Source organism: Porcibacter vitabionis (assembly GCF_046263795.1).
In the GTDB taxonomy this organism is placed as follows: Bacteria; Bacillota; Clostridia; order Lachnospirales; family Lachnospiraceae; genus Lachnocurva.
Map to the genome: position 1 here is coordinate 18433 of NZ_JBJYZD010000012.1, position 18082 is coordinate 36514.

The window sequence follows — 18082 nt, forward strand, 5'->3', positions numbered from 1 at the left end:
TTTCTCCCCGGAATCATCCCTTATATTCAATAACTCATTCTCCCCGAAATGATTCCTTCCACAGCAGATTATTCTCCCTGGAATCATCCTTTATCTTCAATAACTCATTCTCCCCGAAATGATTCCTTCCATAACAAATTATTCTCCCCGGAATCATCCTTTATATTCAATAACTCATTCTCCCCGGAATGATTCCTTCCATAACAAATTATTCTCCCCGGAATCATCCTTTCAATACCGCAAAGCTCTGGCTCCCCATCGTAAGACAAGCACCCTTAAGACCAACCTCGTGAATCGAGAATCGAATCTTTCGTCCTTCCACTTCCGGAATAATGACTTCCTTTTTCTCCCCGTCCGGATTGATGGCCAGGATCAGATCTCCTCTTTGATAAATATAGGGCTGCCCTTTTCTGGAATACAGAGGCCGGAAGGCTGCATCAGCCTGCAGGTCTTCTTCCTCATGGCGAAGCTTGATCAGGCTCCTTGTCGTTTCCAGAAGAGAATCGGCTTTCCCCTCCATGGCCTGAACGGATGGCGCACCCTCTGCATCATCCACCGGGAGATAAAGCTTTTCGGGATCTGCCGTAGAAAATCCCTTATTCCTGCTGTCATCCCATTGCATGGGCGTCCGGCTTCCGGTTCTCTGGAAACCTCCTTCTTTGCTTGGCAGATTCAGATACCGCATTCCAATCTCATCTCCATAATAGAGGAAGGGAACCCCCGGCATAGTCAGAACAAAAGCATAGAAGAGCTTCAGTTCTTCATCGGTCAGCGTTCGTTTCGGCCGAGGCGTATCATGATTAGATGTCAGGAAACTGATATATCCCTTATCGCGGCTGCTGTTATATTTATTAATGTAGTCATCCAGAAAACGATTGATGTCACCACCGGCATCCTTCTTAAAATAGCTTCGGTCTTCCTTTGGATGCGGTTCATAATCACGAACCAGGCTGTTATAGCCATTGTTCCAGTGGTCCAGATAGAAATCCATATGGAAGCCGCCCTTCACGATGGCCTGCCTCGGATTCGACCATTCGGAAACCAGGGCCGCCTCAGGATAATCCCGATCCAGCATTGCCCGGACATCCCGCCAGATCATGGCGACATGCTCCTTATCGAAATCATCGTCATCCTTGACCAGCGAATCTGCCATATCGCATCGGAACCCGTCACAGCCCAGATCCAGCCAGAAGCGCATGACATCCTTCATGGCCTCTCTAGTCTTCTGACACGCGGGATCATCCCAGCTCTTCTGCCAATCCTTCGTAACCTTGCCAAATCCATAATTCAAAGCCGGCTGGAAAGCGAAGAAATTCAACATATAGCATCCGTCCCGCTCACTCGCACCCGCGATATAGGGATGTCCTTCAATACCGGAGAAAGCACCATTGGTCCAGACATAGCGATCGGAATAGGGGTTCTTTTCGGCCTTTTTCGACTCCCGAAACCATTCGTGTTCATCTGAAGTATGACCCGGCACGAGATCGATCAGGATGTGTATGCCTCTTTTATGGGCTTCCTCGAACAGCCTTTTCGCATCCTCATTGGTCCCATAGCGCGGGGCAACCTTCTTATAATCCCTGACATCATAACCGGCATCCCGGAAAGGCGAATCATAAAAGGGATTCAGCCACAGGGCATTGCAGCCCAGCCCTTTCACATAATCGAGTTTTTCTATAATACCATTCAGATCCCCGATTCCGTCGCCATTCGAATCATAAAAGCTCTGCGGATAGATCTCATAAAACACCGCATCTTTCAGCCATTTTGGCATCTATATCACTCTTATCCTTTCTAAATATAAACCGATCCTTCCATCTGCATATTTCCCGGCAGTTTCATCTGCCATAAAACCCGTCTTTCTTTTCAGCGAACCAATCCAGGCAGTCACATCCTCTCAAGGACATGCCCGATATCCCCGTCCGGATAAATGACCGGACTTCTCCCATACTGCAATTGCAGGATCTCCTTCTCCTTCTGCAGGCGCTCCTCCGAAAAATGAAAGGTATTGAGGTAGATCGCATCCATCCCGACCTTCCCGGCGATCTGCATATCCGACCGGAAGTCATTCCCGACCATTACCGATTTCTCCACGGAGAGACCATGCTTTTTCAGTAAGGCCTCCATAAAATACCGCGAAGGCTTCCGCAGCCTCCATTCGCTGGAGATGAAGATATCATCGAAATATCCCGTCAGCTCCTCTGCCTCGATCTCAGCCCTCGTGAATACTCCCTGGGCATTGGACAAAAGGTAGACCCGGATTCCATTTTCCTTCAAAGTTTCCAAAACCTGTATCGTGTTGGTATAAGTAGAAAACCTTTTCCTGGAAAGGATCCGGAAGGTGTTCGCCATGAGATCAACCCAATCGGAAGATAACAATTCTTCCTCTGTGTGTCTTGCATGAATCCGATAAGAAGATGGTCTATATTTCGGGGCCTCTCTTAAGAGCCTTACGAAGACTCGTTTCAAATCGATTTCCGGCAGGAGCTCCTTTTCTTCGAAAGAGCTTGACAAGGCCAGTCGAAGCCGCTCTGTCTCGTCTTCGACCAGCTCATGATATTTCTGATACAAGTCCTTCGGCTGATAGACGGCCCCGTAGACACCGTAGAGATCTGCCATCTCTTTCCAGAGTTTCGGATCTTCTTCATCGGTTTCGATGTCCACTAAAGTTCCATAAAAATCAAAGATGACATTCTCGTAAGTCATTGATTCTCTTTCTCTGTCCCTATGGTTATTTCTCCGTCAGTACTGCTATATCATAAGAAGGAATGGTAAGCGACTTCTTCTCGTACTTGACCTCTGCCGTCGAAACATTTAAAACCGCAGCCAGCTTGTCGAATCCCGATCCACTTAGATCCACCTTTTCGGTCTTTTTCGACAGATTCAAAACAAGCATGACCTTCTTTCCCTTCCATTCCTTCACCATGACAGCGGTATTCTTTGTACTTCGTTTCTCGTCAACCCTGGTCTTTCCTTCTGCAATTTCCGGGAAAGCTGACCGGATCCGAATCGCATTCCGATAATAATTATAGATAGAAAGCGGATCCGACTTCTGCTTATCATAAGCCGGATAAACCATTTTGACGTCGTCCGAACCGACCGGAGGATCACACATGTACTTGCCATCCTTTTTCCCGGTCCAGAGCATAGGCTGTCTCTTGTCCTCATCCTTTCCGGATCCCTTCATACCGAGTTCCTCTCCATAATAGACGAAGGCATTGCCCCGGGTCATAAGGTTCAAGGCACCCGCGACCTTGGTCTTCGCCCTGGCCTTTTTCATTCCGGCATAGTATCCTGCTGACCGGGCCATATCATGATTGGTATAGAAGGGGGCATTGATGGCATTGGGATTATTTTTCGCATACAGGTCTTCTTCTTTGACCAGGGCTTTGGCAAATTGCAGGGCATTATAGCTTCCCCGACTGGTTCCTGTGATAACTCCGCTGTCATCTGCAAAAGCAAAATCAAAGAAGGAATCCACGCCGCTCTGGTAATAAGAAGCATATTCCAGCTGATTGGTCCATGCCTCGCCAACCAGGTAGACATTCTTTCGAATGCCTTCCGCTGTATCCTTCAGCCACTTTAAGAAAGCAATATTGGCTTTCTCATCCCCTGTATAATAGGAAGTAACCGCATCCAGGCGGAAGCCGTCAACCTTCCTGTCCAGCCAGAACTTCATAATGTCTTTGATTTCACTTCTGACTGCCTGGCTGTCCAGATTCAGATCCGGCATTCCGCTCCAGAAACGAGCCTCATAGTACCACTGGCTCCCAGCCAGTTTCACATAACCGTCTTTTTGTTCCCGGGAGAAATGATAATAATCGAAATAAGGGCACTGCGAAGGATCCGGATTCTGATCTCCCAGGCTTTTCAGATACTGAGCGGCACTTAAGAACCAGGGATGGTGATCCGAAGTATGGTTGATAACGAGGTCATAATAGACTTTCATGCCTCTTTTATGGCACTTTTGGATGAGATCCTCGTAGTCCTCCATACTGCCGAAATCCGGATCGATCGATTTATAGTCCACAACATCGTATTTGTGATAGGAATAGGCTTTTGAAACCGGTGTCAGCCAGATGCCATCGACACCAAGGCTTTGTTCCGATTCCTTCTTGCCGTCATTCAGATAATCCAGTTTCTTTTCGATTCCTTTCAGATCTCCGATCCCATCTCCATTGGTATCGGCAAAGGCATAGGGACAGATCTCATATGTCGTCCCATAAAAGCCATCCGCCTTACATTTCTTAAGGGTTCGGTTTACCGTATCCATCTGCACTGTTTTCCCTCCGGATGGGGTTTGGGCCGTCTCTCCGCAAGCGGAAAAACAGCCCGAAAGGAGGGACAAAAGGAGGAAAAAAGCGAAAAGAACACGAACTCTCTTAGCCTTTAACCGCACCGGTAACTCCTTCTACATAATATTTCTGCATGAACATAAATAAGACAGCGATCGGAATCGAGACGACAACTGCGCCTGCCGCAAAGGAGGTATACCACTGATGGATATATTCCTTCTGCAGCATATTCCAGAGACCGATGGCCACGGTATATTGGTCTGAATTTGCTCCACAGATGACACTGGCAAAAATGAAATCTACCCAGGGTCCGATGAAGGAGGTCAAAACCGTATAGATGATAATCGGCTTGGACAAGGGCATAGTGATCCTGGTAAAAACCTGCCACTGGGTTGCGCCGTCAATAATAGCGGCTTCATCGATCGAAAGAGGAACCGTATCAAAGAATCCCTTGGCGATCTGGAAGCCCATGCCGGAGCACGCGGAATAGACCAGCATCAGTGCAATGATAATACCCTGTCCCTTCAGAAGTCCCATGGCTTTCAGGATATAATACTGTGCAACCATGGACATAAAGCCCGGGAAGAGGCCGAGGATCATGGCTATGTTCATATAAGGCTTCCGGAACTTAAATCTCATGCGTGACAGGCAGTAGGAAACCGAGAGAACAAAGAAGGTGCAGATAATGCAGGTAACCACAGCGATCACCAGTGTATTGATGAACATCCGTGGGAAGTTCAGCACGTTATGATCCGTGAAAAGTTTTACATAGTTATTCAATGTATAATGCTTGGGAAAGAAGGTATCCACATAAGACCCCGGTTCTTTTCGAAAGCTTGTTAACACAATCCAGACAATCGGCATGACCCAGAGAAAAGCCAGGACCGCCAGAAAGGCGTGAACAATGATGTTTACGACCAGTTTTCTTGCATTTATATATTTCCGTCTTGTCGCATGTTTGATCTGACTCATCGAAACGCCTCCTCATCCTTATAGGAACTTGAATTTCTGTAAGTTACAAGCGTTATAACCGTAAGAATTACAAAGGTGAAGATGCCGATGACAGCGCCGATATTGTAGTACTGCTGGTTGATCGTCAGTTTATAAAGCCATGTAACCAGAAGATCTGTCTTACCGGCGGTATCTCCGAGTTCGGTCGGTCCACCTCCGGAAAGAAGGAAAATAACGTTGAAGTTATTAATATTTCCGCAGAAAGAGGTGATCAGATAAGGCGTTGTAATAAAGAGCATGTAGGGAAGGGTGATCTTGAAGAAAATCGTCGCCGGACCGGCTCCGTCTACCCTGGCTGCTTCGTTCAACTCGGCCGGGATATTCTGCAGAATACCAGTTACCTGCAGCATGGTATAAGGGATACCAACCCAAAGGTTAATCACAATGACTGTGACTCTTGCCCAAATCGTATTGGTGAAGAAAGGCAGTGGCTTGGAAATCAATCCCCACTCCTGAAGCAGGACATTCACTGCACCCTGTGGCTGCAGCATGGTTCTCATAATAAGAAGGGAAACGAACTGTGGTACTGCAATGGATAAAACAAAACAGAATCTCCAGAATGCCTTCCAGTGTGTGTCTTTCCGGTTAATAATCAAGGCCAGGATCATGCCCAGGATATAGTTTAAGAAGGTGGCAAAGATAGCCCAGATCAGGGTCCATGCTAAAACGCCCCAGAACTGGCGCCCGATATTTCCCTTCATATTGAGAACCCGGCCAAACTGTTTCAATCCATCCCAGTCAAAGAGCGTCAGATGATCTCCTTCCACCGAATAGTTGGTAAAGGCCATTGAAATCATGAATACGAGCGGAACGATATTAAATATCAGGATTCCTAAGCAGGGAAGTGTCATCAGGGTTACATGGAGTTTTTTATCTGTCAGGGTAATCAAATCCTCAATTGGCGTAGGAACATGTTCGTCATTTTCCATGAGAACCTGGCAATGATAAGACTGTCTTAACTGAAGAACCCAGAGAAGAACGATTGCCGCAATGACAAATAATGTAATAACTCCATACAAAAGAATCAGAAGGGAATTATCTCCTTTGGAATATTCAAAAACGCCCTTTGATTCATTCCATACCTTGCCCTGTGCTTGATCTCCAAGCCCTGGCAGTTTGATAAGATTATCACATCCATTTTTGACCATGAAGACAACAAAGGCTATTTCAAAGAGGAATACAATCAGCCCCTTTAAAAACTGCTTATGCGTCATGAGACCGAATCCCATGAAAATGCAGGAAAGCCTTGTCTTAAAGTCTCCGTATTTCAAAGCGTTCTTCACGGTATACTTATATTTATGTTCAGATAGTGCCGTAGCTGTCATTTTGATTCCATCGCTTTTCTAAAATTCATTTAAAAACGCGGCCAGAGAAAGCTCCAGCCGCGTACTTCTTCGTAAAATTATTCCGGCCTAAACATCAGAGATGAATTCTTGCTTCATTCATCAGTCAACTGCAGAGGCATTGATCTGTTCCTGCAGCTTTGCGGTCTGTTCAGCAGAGCTATCCTTGGTAATCTTACCGCTGAGGATATTGTTACCCATGGCTGCAGCCGGATCCCACCAGTTGCCCATTGCCTTAAAGGAAGGCTGAAGGATGGAATTCTTATCAATGGTTTCAGCCTGAACGGTTGCCAGCACATCGCTTTTTACATCGATAGAAGTATCGGTAGGAATAATGTTTCTAGTCTTATAGTGATCTTCCTGAGCCTTGGTAGAACCAAGATAAGATGCCAGTGCAACGGCAACTTCCTGATTCTTGCAGTTCGGGTTTACACCGATTGCCTTAGATCCTCCGAAGGATTTCATCTGCTTTGCTTCTCCGCCGATATTGATGGTCGGAAGGGTTGCAACGCCAAGCTTGTCTGCTCCGATCTGCTTCTGAGCATTCTGATAATCCCAGGAGCCGGAGAAGAATGCATCGATGCCCTTACCGAAGTTTGAAAGTCCGGATCCGTCGGCATCATTGACAAGCTTTCCGCTTGCTACAGCATCGATCAAATAGTCTGTTACCTGAGATGCATTATCGCCCAGCTGAATGCCGGCCTTTTCATCCTGACCGTCCTTTCCGAAGAAGGTTGCTCCGTTTGCAGCATAGAAGGCACCGATATACCAGCCATTGGACAGCTGAAATGCAACCTTGCCCTTCTGCATCATGGTGTCAAGGCTCTTTACGTCATCTTCTGTGAAGACATCTTTGTTGTAATACATAAACCAGGTATTTCCGGTGAAAGGAACGCCATAGATTCCGTCCTTGTAGGTAACGGAATTCACAACGGCATCGGAATTGCTCTTCTTGATTTTATCTACCGTCTCACCGCCAAGCTCTGAGATCGCATTGGCATTCACAAGAGTACCAATCTGATCATTTGCGAACATGTAAACATCAGCCGCTGCTGTCGGATCCTTTGTGACGTTCTTTCCGGCATCACCTTCTGAGCATGTGCCATACTTGAATGTGATCTTCCAGTCTGAGTGCTCCTTGGCGAAGTTCTCGCACTCGGTCTGAAGCCACTTGCCGTTTTCATCGGACTGATCTTCCTGAGGTCCCCAAACGGTAAGGGTCACTTCCTTGCTCTCGCTCTTTTTCGAAGTGGTTTTGGTCTCCGTCTTACTCCCTGATCCGCATGCAGTCACCATGGAAGCAACTGTTGCTGCTGAAAGTACTAGTGCTGTGGCTTTTTTAAATTTCATCTCATACCTCCCTCAAATACTACTTAAAACGTCGGAAACGTTTTCGCTGATGAACCTATTCTATTTGTAAACGTTTTCAAAATCAATGCTATGAATTAAACAGAATTTAAACTTGAATTTTATGCACGTTGCACAGTTTTACAGTCGAATTTGCTAATATTATTGCTTTTTTGGCATAAATAATTGAATTTTTGGAATTTTGAATGGGATGAATTGAAATTACCGCTTTGTTTGTCGGGAACGGTTTCCGAAAAGTTTTCGTTTTCTTGCGCAGAGTCTGCTATATATTTTCCAAGAGTTTCTCCAGATCCCGGTAGGAGGTCACCTGATTCACTTCTCTCCGGAAGGCGGATGCGCCGCGATAACCCATGGTATACCAGGCGGCATGCTTTCTCATCTCCCGCATACCGATGTCTTCGCCCTTGAACTCGATCATGCGGCGGGCATGGCGCAGCATCATGGCCTTCATTTCTTGAAGGTCCGGCCGTTTTTCCTCTTTGCCGGTCGTAAGGTAGTGAATCATCTGGCGGAAGATCCAGGGGTTTCCCTGCGCTCCTCGAGCGATGAGGAAGCCGTCGCAGCCGGTTTCTGCGTACATCTGGTCTATATTTTCCCCGGACAAGAGATCGCCGTTACCCAAGACCGGGATCGAATGGACTTTTTCTTTGACATCGCGAATGATGGTCCAGTCGGCCTTACCTCTGTAGTACTGTTCCCGGGTTCGGCCGTGTACTGCAATTGCCGCAGCGCCTGACTCCTCTGCTACATGGGCGATCTCCGGCGCCGTCCTGTCTCCTTCATAGAAGCCCTTTCGGATCTTGACCGTAACCGGTTTCTGAATGGCGGACGAGACTGCCTTTACGATTTTTCCAACCAGAAGGGGGTCCTTCATAAGGGCAGACCCTTCCCCGTTATTCACAACCTTGGGAACCGGGCAGCCCATATTGATATCGAGGATATCAAAGGGCAGGTCTTCGATTTGCTTTGCTATCTCTGCCATAATTCCGGGATCGCTTCCGAAAAGCTGGAGAGAAACCGGTCTTTCCTTGGGATCGATCTCTAGAAGTGCCTTGGTATTTTTGTTGTGATAGAGAATTGCTTTGGCGCTGACCATCTCCATGCAGACCAGACCGGCGCCCATTTCCCTGCATAACAAACGAAATGGCAGGTCGCTTACGCCTGCCATAGGTGCCAGAATCAAGTTGTTTTCCAGAGAGACGCCGCCGATCTTCAAAGGATGAAGGGCCGGGGACCATGTGGTTTTCTCTGCTGTCAGAGCCTTTCTTTCAGGCATGCCCGGATCCCTTTCGCACCGGCTCTCCCGAACGGCTCCATCAGTATTTGTCTCTTTGATCATTTGGTCGTCCTCTGCCACTCTTCTTCCTCTTCTTCCAGATCGATCCCGAATTCCTTCAGGTAGTCCGGGTCCGTCAGCCGCTCGGGATCCATGCCCATGGCAAAGACCCTGTAGTAGGCCGTCAGTTTTTCAAAAAGTTCTCCCTGCTCTCTTTGAAGCTGTTTGACCTTCAGGACCGATCCGATCTCATCATAAGTCGCATCGCCTTCTTCCGCATCTGTTACGATCTGTATATCACCGGTCTCATCGAAAACCAACTCGATGGTCCCTCCGACGTCCGCTGTGAAAAGGACGCAGAGGATCTTCAATTCCTTCTTGATATCCTCCGGAAGGGAATCAAAATCCGGATTTAAATAAAATTTTTTGGTATATCTGCTGGCGCCGCAAAGCACCACCTGGTTCTGATAATTCATTGCTTGTCTTTCTTTGATTAAAAATGTTTATTCTCTGATCCGAAATGTTAGGTAAAACTACACGTGGCGGCAGACTTCTGACTTGTAATCAATCATACATAGCCATAGATACCGCGGACATGGACTTCACCGGAATCTACGGCAACAATACTGCCATCTTCTCTTTGGACCAAAAGGTCTCCCTGGCGGTCAATGCCCAGGGACTTCCCCTGATACTCTCCCAGAGGATCCAGGACACGAACGGTCTGGTTTACATTTACCAGACGCTTGTTATAATCATCCAGAAGATCGGACAGGTCCTCGGTTTTCTCGAACTCCTGATAGAGGCGGGCAAATTCCAGCCAGATCTGCCGATCAATGTCTTTCCGGCTGGACTGCATCTTCTGCCCGTTTTTTTTCAATTCCAGATCTACAGAAGTTGCCATATCCCGAATGTCTTCCGGAAAATCTTTCTGGTGGACATTGACACCAATGCCAACGATGACATAGGCCGCGTGGTCACCCTCCGGCTCCATCTCGCAGAGGATCCCGCAGATTTTTCTCTCATGGACCAGGACATCATTGGGCCATTTCAGCCGCGTCGGAAGGGCATAGAGTTTTTCCAGAGCCGCAGCCATGGCCATTCCGGACAGGATCGTCAGTCTCGGTACATGCCGGATCTGAACTTTCGGATAGAATATCAGACTGGTTGCCACCGAATCTTCTGTCGGGGATTTCCACTCATGGCCGCTTCTGCCCTTTCCGGCGGTCTGATGACCGGCAGAGACGACCGTCCAGTCGACAGGCCTGTCATCGCTATGGAAACGGCGCTTTAATTCGTCGTTTGTGGAGTCAATTTCATCAAAATAAAAATGTGTGATCTTCTGCATAGTTCACGATTCTTGTCAATGGTTCTTAAGCCCGATCTGCCCCAAGAGTTGCATACATAATGGCTTTAATCGTATGCATGCGGTTTTCTGCCTCATCGAATACGATGGAACGGGGGCTTTCAAAGACTTCGTTTGTCACTTCAACTTCTTTCAGACCGAATTTTTCGTAAACGGACCTTCCGACACCGGTCTTTTGATCATGATAGGCGGGCAGGCAGTGCATGAAGACTGCCTGATCCTTGGCATATGAAAAGGCCTTCTCATTGACCTGGTAAGGAAGCAGGGCGTCGATCCTTTCCTTCCAAACTTCCGTTGGTTCACCCATGGAAACCCAGACGTCCGTATAGATCACATCACAGTCCTTACAGCCTTCTTCCACACTGTCCGTCAATGTAATGCTGCCACCGGTTTCCTTTGCGATCGCTCTACATTTCGAAACAAGGTCCTCTGCCGGATAATACTTCGGATTCGTGCAGGCGACGAAATCCATGCCAAGCTTTGCACAAGTCACCATCAGGGAATTGCCCATGTTATAGCGGGCATCGCCCATATAGACCAGGCGGATTCCCTTGAGATGACCGAAGTGTTCCTGGATGGTCAGCATGTCGGCGATCATCTGGGTCGGATGGAAGTCATTGGTCAGGCCGTTCCATACAGGGACATCGGCATATCTGGCCAGTTCCTCCACGATCTCCTGTCCGAAACCGCGATACTCGATGCCGTCAAACATACGGCTGAGCACACGGGCTGTGTCGGCGATACTTTCCTTTTTCCCGATCTGAGATCCGGATGGATCGAGATAGGTGGTCCCCATGCCGAGGTCGTGTGCAGCCACCTCAAAGGAGCAGCGGGTCCGGGTCGACGTCTTCTCGAAGATCAGGGCAACATTCCGGCCTTCTAAGACTTTCTGGTTCTTATGCGCCTTCTTTTCTGCCTTCAACCGGGCCGCAAGGTCGATCAGATACTGAATTTCCTCCGGCGTGTAATCCAGAAGCTTTAAGAAATCTCTGCCTGTTAAATCAATATTAGAAGCCATGTCTGTCTAATCCTCCTTCTTCTTTTCCCTTTTCGCTTTCCTTTTTGTCTTTTCTTTTTTATTTTCTTTTTATTTTCTTTTTTATTTTTCCTGATTTACTCGATTCTACACTATTTCAAGCCATATGGAAACCGGACAGAGGCGATTTCCTGGAATGTTGAGAAGAGATGGAGAAGCGGTGGAATCCTGACAAGGGAAGAAGGCGGTGAAATCCTGACAAGGACAGAAGGCGGTGAAATCCTGACAAGGGAAGAAGACGGTGTGACTTTTACCGAAGACCCTAACTTGGATCAAACAAAAATTGGATCAAACAAAAATTGGGGCAAACAAAAAACAGACAAAAATAAGGCCTCGAAGCTTGTCTTTCGAAACCTTATTTCACATATCTCATCATTCAATAGGAGTGTCAAAAGCACCTTTTGTCACTCATTTTTAATTACGCATGGTGGCAATTGACACTATCATCATTTGATCTTCCATCAGAAGAAAACATGATTTCCGATGACAAGGCCGGATCGACCGCTTCTTACCGGCCGGAAAGAGACTCTTCCTCCGACCACATCGCTTCCGTTCAGGGCTTCCTGTGCTGCGTTGATGCAGGACTGCTTCAATCCCCTTGCGATCACCTGGTCGAGGGCCTGTGCATTGGTGAACTGGCCACTCTGGAAAATGACACCGCGAACCGTGTTCGGAAAGCGGGAAGAACGTACCCGGTTCATGACAACGGAACCGACTGCTACCTGTCCCTGATAGATCTCATTACCGGCTTCATGCTGAATGATCGCAGCCAGAATCGTTACATCATCCGCCGTCGCCGCATAGCTTTCCTTCTGACTTACTGCCGTGGCCTGAGCATCTGCCTGTGCCTTTGCTTTCGCTTCATTTTTTGCCTTCTGTGCAGCCTCTGCTGCCGCCTTTTTGGCAGCGGCCTCTTCTTCGGCCTTCTTCTGAGCGGCAATCAGCGCCGCCTCTTCTTCATTGGTGATACCCGTTCCAAGCTTCTGAGAAACAGACACCAATTCGCTCTTAATGAATCCGTTCTTTCCATTGACCGAAACAGCGATCCATCCGTCCACCGGCGTCTGGTCTGTACGAACAGATACTTCGTTATTTTGATAAAGTGCAGAAACGATGCCGGAAGTCACATCCGGAAGTTCACGCACCCGGGCCGCATCCGCTGTAACCTTAGCTGTAGTCGGGCAGACCTGATCTGCAAGTGCCTTTGCACTGTCACCGACCAGAGCATAGGCAGAACTGATATATCCGCTGAGATTTCCCGACCGGATCTGATACCAGCCGTTCTCTTCTCCTAAGATCTCTGCCACATCGCCTTTTCGCATCTTACCGACGACGCTTCCGGATTCGGAAGCAGAATTCCTTACATTTGCGGAAGTATCAACATTTGCAATCAGGCGATTGGCCCATTCCGGATACTGTACAGCAGAGGATTTTGTAGAAGTCTCATCATCCTGTGCTCTCGCATTTGCTTGATCTGTATCTGCAGAAGTTTCTCCATTCTTCCCGCTTGCAACAAGATTTGCAGCATATTTATCTGTCTCAGTTCCTGCAGATACCTGCATCACTCCGATTGCCGCTGTCACACCAGCCAGACCATTGCTTGTGACTGTATCCTGCGCCATTCGGCTTTCCCTTTCCGGAATTCGGTAAGCGCCGGCCGTCAGCATAGCTCCAACTGCCAAAACCGCTGCCGCCTGGTAGATATTTCTTCTTGATATACCCATAAGCCTCCTAAATGATGCCTTATGTTACTTCATCCTACTCAGCTAAAATTTTTTCTGAACAAATTTCTACTGTTTTTGCAAAATGTAACCCGAAATGTTTCGTTTGTTACATTTGTGTTACAAGCAATATAGCATAAGCTTTCAGAATTGTCAAATTTCTATGACTGCTATGGCTGCGCCATGCTCTCGACAGTGGTCACGATATTTTAGATATGGATTCAAGATGTTTCTGATCTGCCTTGACATTCCGTAGTTTCGGGCATTTAATTGTTATGTTGATTATAGTGTCCGAAGCCGAGAAGCAGCGAAGCAAGGCGTAATCAATCATTGATAACTACCGAATCTATAACAATCGATAATGAAGAAGGTATCAGGTAATGAAGAAAATTGTTTTGACCGGTGGCGGCACTGCCGGCCATGTCACTCCGAATATTGCACTATTACCGGCACTCCGTGAAGACGGTTTTGAGATTTCCTATATCGGATCTTACAAGGGAATGGAGAAAGAACTGATCGAGGCCCAGGGGGTTCCCTATTACGGCATATCCTCCGGCAAACTCCGCCGTTACTTCAACTGGAAGAACTTTTCCGATCCTTTCCGAGTTCTGCACGGCTATTTTCAATCCATATCTCTTCTTCGAAAAATAAAGCCCGATGTCATTTTCTCCAAGGGCGGTTTCGTTTCCGTGCCGGTGGTTCTGGCTGCCAGAAGCCTTCATATTCCGGCCCTGATCCATGAGTCCGATATGACTCCGGGCCTGGCTAACCGAATTGCCATGAGGGGCGCCGTGAAGGTCTGCTGTAATTTCCCGGAAACTGTATCGAAAATCGAATCCGGCAAGGGTGTCCTGACCGGTACGCCGATTCGTCAGGAATTGATGAAGGGCGACCCTGAAAAGGGACTTTCCTTTACCGGATTCAACTCAGAAAAACCGGTTCTTCTCATCATCGGCGGAAGTCAGGGGTCCGTTTTCATTAACAATGCCGTCCGCGGTTCCCTCGATCAACTTTTGCAGGACTTCCAGATCATCCATCTCTGTGGGAAAGGTCATCTGGATCCGAAATTGGAAGGCCGAACCGGATACCGCCAGTATGAATACATCTCAAAAGAGCTGCCGGATCTCTTTGCCTGCGCCAATCTCATTATTTCCAGAGCCGGAGCAAATGCCATCTGCGAACTCCTTGCTTTGAGGAAGCCGAATATTCTGATCCCCCTGTCCAAAAATGCCAGTCGTGGCGACCAGATCCTGAATGCCAAATCTTTTGAAAAGCAGGGCTTCTCCAAAGTATTGGAAGAAGAAAGCATCAATGCCGATATTTTGACCTCTGCCGTCCGGGAAGTCTATAAAGATCGTCAGACCTATATCGATGCCATGAACCAGAAGCAGGGCATCGACTCCATTACCAAAATCGTGGGACTTCTCAATCAGGCGATCAAAGAAAAGGGCTGATTGCCGGAGATTTCATTGTTTTCAAAAACAGAGCTGATTCCTTACGATTCAGCTCTGTTTTTCTGTTTTAATTCATCTTCAGTTTCTCACAGACAGCCTTGATTTCATCTTCTTTCATGCCGCAATGAGAAAATTCCAGAAGATTCTTATTGGGCTGATCCACATAACGAGGAATCAGATGCAGATGAAAATGGAAGACCGATTGTCCTGCCACCTCATTATTGTTCTGCAAGATATTGAAGCCGTCGCAATGAAGCACTTCCGTCATATGTTTTGCTAATTTTTGCGCCAAAGGAAAGATTTTAGCGGCAATAGCCGGATCCAGATCATAAATATTCCGATAATGCTCTTTCGGAAGAATTAAAGCATGGCCCTTCGAAGCCGGATCCGCATCCAGAATGACTCTGAAGTCCTCATCCTCATAGATCGTATTGGTCGGAATCTCTCCGTTTGCCAGCTTACAGAAAATACACTGATCGTCTTTCATCCCTTACTCCTTTTTCCAAAAGATTTCTGTCTGACCGGGCTTTAATATGCTTTCCAGTCCGGTCTCCTTTTATCTCCCTGAGTATAGCATTCCGCCGGACCGACCTCAATCTTTTGAAACCTTCCATTTTGATCCAGAGAAGGGTCTTCCGGGTCAAAGATTCGATCTTCCTCCAGAAGTTTCCTGTCATCCCGAAATCCGCCGAAGATTCCATGTATTTTGTTTCGGATGCTTTCACGGATCCTTTGAAAGAGAAGTTCTACTCTGCTTTGAGAGGCAGGTCTGCCTCCCCTTTTTCTCCCGGACTCTTTTTCCTTTTCCCTCCATTGTCCAAGTTCCTTTCCCTGGTTTTTTTCTGATTCTTTGCCTTTCCATCCACTATTTTTTTCTCCAAAGGATGCCTCCCTTCTTCCCGGCTGCTCAGGCTCCGGCCTCCCGTAATTCTCCCGGAAAGAGACCGCCTCTTTTTCAATATTACTTACTCCGCCGCAGTTCTTTAAGGGGCTCACTTCTTCCAAGAGACGATCTACAGAAATATCCTCCTCCGAAAGGATACGATAAAGCCTGTAGCAGAGATTCATTTCTTCCTTCTTCTCATGATCCACAAGAGGAAGGAAGAACTCAAAAAGTTCCCGCATCTGCTCCCAGAGAGGGCGTTCCAATGCCGGGCAATAGCAAAGCTTTGTTTCTATTTTTCCCTCTCTTTGCGAAATATAAACCGTCTCCGGGCTGATGAAGAGTTTCCCTTCCGAGAGGAGATAGTTGTTGATCTCTTTCATTGCCAGACCGAGGTCCATAACCAGCTGGCAAAGGATCTCCCCGGACAGGCCCTCCCGATCCAGATAATTTCGAAGAGAAGACAAGCCACTGATGTCATACCAATATTGGATTTCTCCGTTATAGCTGACCGGATAATAACCCATCAAGGTATGAAGTTCATTTTTCTCCAGCATCTGCGTCTCAAAATTGGATTCTTCCTCCCCCTCTTCAAGAGAATCCAACTCTGTCAGAATCATATACGCCTTATTTGCATTTCTGGTATAAAGTATCTCCATGCCCTTCCCCTCTCCGAAGATCTCCAAAGCCTTCCTATTTCAGTTGTTCCAGAATATCCTTTCCTGCAGAGATCAAACGGAAGCGCTTTGTCACATTCATATCCTCCATCCTGCCTGCTGTTATGGAAATCGACTCCTGATAAACAGATAAACCCAGAAGGATCACAGAACCGACAGTAAGTAAACAGATGGAAAAAATGATGGCAGCTTCCACCGTATAAGATGCTTCCCAGGATCTGTTGAAAAAACAGAGACACGCTTTTGCATGGCCGACCATTTCAAAGCCTGTCTTTTCTTTCCTACTTTCCTTTGCCTCCAAATCCTCACCTCCAAATGGAATGCATTGTATTGTTAAGAGTATCTGCCTTGTGTCAGGATCTCCAGCCAAGAAGCAGCACATAGGCCACAAGAACAAAGGGAATAAACGGGACTCTTGCCCTCTTGGTAATTTTACCGATCAGATAGAGAAAGAGGGAGGTCAATCCCATTAGAATCGCAGCAAACCATAGCAGGATCATATTGTCCCAGAAACCCAGGAAGATACCGGACACCAGGAAAAGAAGACCGTCACCATATCCGATCTGCTCCCCGGAAAGGCGGCAGATCAGAAGAAGGGCGACACCGATCATGAGACCCCCAAGCAGATTTTCAATGGAAAGCCTCTGAAACAGGAGATGAAAGAATAGTCCAAGGATCCCAAAAGCCAGAATCTGCCAGCTGGCTATTTTTCTCTTATGAAAATCTTCGATGCTAAGAATTCCGAGCATACCAAGCAGACTGGCACTTTCCATCCCGATCCATCCTTTCCGACATTGTAAACCATGGCTTCGCTTTCTTTCCCAGGTCCTTCGCCTATCTTCTTTTTCTTGACTTCTTATTACGATCCCCCGCACTTACTGCAGGCATGGCAGCCATGCGCCTTGGCATCCTTCAGGCTCATCTGTCTTACGGATCTTTTGATCGCCGGGCAGTTTCGGTCCTTGTGATAGCGATTGCCGTAATTTGCAATATAATAGGTTCCCGATTTCCTGTTTTTACAAAATGGACAGGCATAGTATTTCGACCCGTCATTTGACCGCTTCATAGGAAGCACCCATTTCGATACAGCTTCCAGCCGAATATTCAGATAGCTGCAAGAACGGTTCAAGTGATATGCCCTGCCGTTTGGTGTGACATAAACCAGGCGGCTTTCATCATTTTCCTCCATCGAAGGATTCCATCCAACCCACCGCCGAGTGGCTGCTGTCTGTGTCAACCGAAGGCCCTTTTGTCCGAAAAAAGGCAGCTCCAGATTTACTGCATAGTTTACTGTCAGGCGGATCTTCGTTCGATCCACATGAGATGCCAGAAGATTCAGCCCCATGACGCCGCCTTGAATTTCTTTTTTATCGATATCGGACTCTAAAACCTTCTGGTAGAAACGAGCACTGAGAAGGCCCTGCAGACTGGCATCAAAGTCATTCGGAGCCAGATTTCTCTTTCCATTCAAAGAAACCGGAGTTCCATAGATGGCTCCTTCTCTTACCGTTTCATCCATGATCTGACCGATCTCATGCTGCAAAGTCAGAATCCGCATAAAGAAGATCAAAGTGACAAGAAGACAGAGAATCAGTGGAAGAACTATGGAAGCTTCGACTGTCATGGAAGCCGTAGAATACTTTCTTTTCCTGAAA

The 18082-nt window shown here is 47.2% G+C and carries 17 protein-coding genes; 1 reads left to right on the plus strand and 16 read right to left on the minus strand.

What is annotated here, in order from left to right:
- Positions 1–223: 223 nt before the first annotated feature.
- The 11 genes from ACKX2L_RS09300 to ACKX2L_RS09350 all read right to left on the minus strand — a co-directional run bounded on the left by ACKX2L_RS09300 (position 224) and on the right by ACKX2L_RS09350 (position 13416).
- A complete protein-coding gene (locus ACKX2L_RS09300; RefSeq protein WP_497553138.1) occupies positions 224–1774 on the minus strand; it encodes an alpha-amylase family glycosyl hydrolase in 1551 nt (516 codons plus the stop codon).
- A 113-nt stretch (positions 1775–1887) separates the two neighbouring features.
- Positions 1888–2706 (minus strand): HAD family hydrolase, encoded by an 819-nt coding sequence (locus tag ACKX2L_RS09305; RefSeq protein ID WP_497553139.1) that lies wholly within the window; start codon positions 2704–2706, stop codon positions 1888–1890.
- Between the two features lie 25 nt (positions 2707–2731).
- A complete protein-coding gene (locus ACKX2L_RS09310; RefSeq protein ID WP_497553140.1) occupies positions 2732–4399 on the minus strand; it encodes an alpha-amylase family glycosyl hydrolase in 1668 nt (555 codons plus the stop codon).
- Positions 4383–5267, minus strand: coding sequence for a sugar ABC transporter permease (locus ACKX2L_RS09315; protein WP_497553141.1), 885 nt, complete (start codon positions 5265–5267; stop codon positions 4383–4385). The genes ACKX2L_RS09310 and ACKX2L_RS09315 overlap by 17 nt, the downstream gene beginning before the upstream one ends.
- Positions 5264–6631: a carbohydrate ABC transporter permease gene (locus ACKX2L_RS09320; RefSeq protein ID WP_497551524.1), complete on the minus strand. Its 1368-nt coding sequence runs from the start codon at positions 6629–6631 to the stop codon at positions 5264–5266. The genes ACKX2L_RS09315 and ACKX2L_RS09320 overlap by 4 nt, the downstream gene beginning before the upstream one ends.
- Before the next feature lie 120 nt (positions 6632–6751).
- Positions 6752–7999 (minus strand): extracellular solute-binding protein, encoded by a 1248-nt coding sequence (locus ACKX2L_RS09325; RefSeq protein ID WP_497551523.1) that lies wholly within the window; start codon positions 7997–7999, stop codon positions 6752–6754.
- Positions 8000–8279: 280 nt separating this feature from the next.
- Positions 8280–9293 (minus strand): tRNA dihydrouridine synthase DusB, encoded by a 1014-nt coding sequence (gene dusB, locus ACKX2L_RS09330; protein WP_497553157.1) that lies wholly within the window; start codon positions 9291–9293, stop codon positions 8280–8282.
- Positions 9294–9352: 59 nt separating this feature from the next.
- Positions 9353–9769, minus strand: a complete 417-nt coding sequence (locus ACKX2L_RS09335) for a DUF6145 family protein (RefSeq protein WP_497551522.1) — start codon at positions 9767–9769, stop codon at positions 9353–9355.
- A gap of 92 nt (positions 9770–9861) precedes the next feature.
- The gene (locus ACKX2L_RS09340) at positions 9862–10638 is read right to left on the minus strand and encodes a biotin--[acetyl-CoA-carboxylase] ligase (RefSeq protein ID WP_497553142.1); all 777 of its coding nucleotides are present in this window, start codon (positions 10636–10638) and stop codon (positions 9862–9864) included.
- Between the two features lie 25 nt (positions 10639–10663).
- Positions 10664–11662 carry an ornithine carbamoyltransferase gene (gene argF, locus ACKX2L_RS09345; RefSeq protein ID WP_497553158.1) on the minus strand — a complete coding sequence of 333 codons (999 nt, stop codon included), beginning with the start codon at positions 11660–11662 and terminating at the stop codon, positions 10664–10666.
- 491 nt (positions 11663–12153) lie between these two features.
- Positions 12154–13416: a cell wall hydrolase gene (locus ACKX2L_RS09350; protein ID WP_497553143.1), complete on the minus strand. Its 1263-nt coding sequence runs from the start codon at positions 13414–13416 to the stop codon at positions 12154–12156.
- Between the two features lie 377 nt (positions 13417–13793).
- Here ACKX2L_RS09350 and murG point away from each other — a divergent pair, with 377 nt between their 5' ends.
- Positions 13794–14867, plus strand: coding sequence for an undecaprenyldiphospho-muramoylpentapeptide beta-N-acetylglucosaminyltransferase (gene murG / locus ACKX2L_RS09355; protein WP_497553144.1), 1074 nt, complete (start codon positions 13794–13796; stop codon positions 14865–14867).
- 67 nt (positions 14868–14934) lie between these two features.
- Here the strand turns inward: murG and ACKX2L_RS09360 are convergent, their stop codons facing one another.
- The 5 genes from ACKX2L_RS09360 to ACKX2L_RS09380 all read right to left on the minus strand — a co-directional run bounded on the left by ACKX2L_RS09360 (position 14935) and on the right by ACKX2L_RS09380 (position 18051).
- Positions 14935–15354, minus strand: coding sequence for an HIT family protein (locus ACKX2L_RS09360; RefSeq protein ID WP_497551518.1), 420 nt, complete (start codon positions 15352–15354; stop codon positions 14935–14937).
- A gap of 41 nt (positions 15355–15395) precedes the next feature.
- On the minus strand, positions 15396–16409 hold the full coding sequence (locus ACKX2L_RS09365; RefSeq protein WP_497553145.1) for a DUF6382 domain-containing protein: 1014 nt from the start codon (positions 16407–16409) through the stop codon (positions 15396–15398).
- Positions 16410–16443: 34 nt separating this feature from the next.
- Entirely contained in the window at positions 16444–16728 is a 285-nt protein-coding gene (locus ACKX2L_RS09370) for a hypothetical protein (RefSeq protein WP_497553146.1), read from the minus strand.
- A 52-nt stretch (positions 16729–16780) separates the two neighbouring features.
- Positions 16781–17200 carry a prepilin peptidase gene (locus ACKX2L_RS09375; protein WP_497553147.1) on the minus strand — a complete coding sequence of 140 codons (420 nt, stop codon included), beginning with the start codon at positions 17198–17200 and terminating at the stop codon, positions 16781–16783.
- Between the two features lie 86 nt (positions 17201–17286).
- Positions 17287–18051: a TadE/TadG family type IV pilus assembly protein gene (locus ACKX2L_RS09380; RefSeq protein WP_497551514.1), complete on the minus strand. Its 765-nt coding sequence runs from the start codon at positions 18049–18051 to the stop codon at positions 17287–17289.
- Positions 18052–18082: the final 31 nt, after the last annotated feature.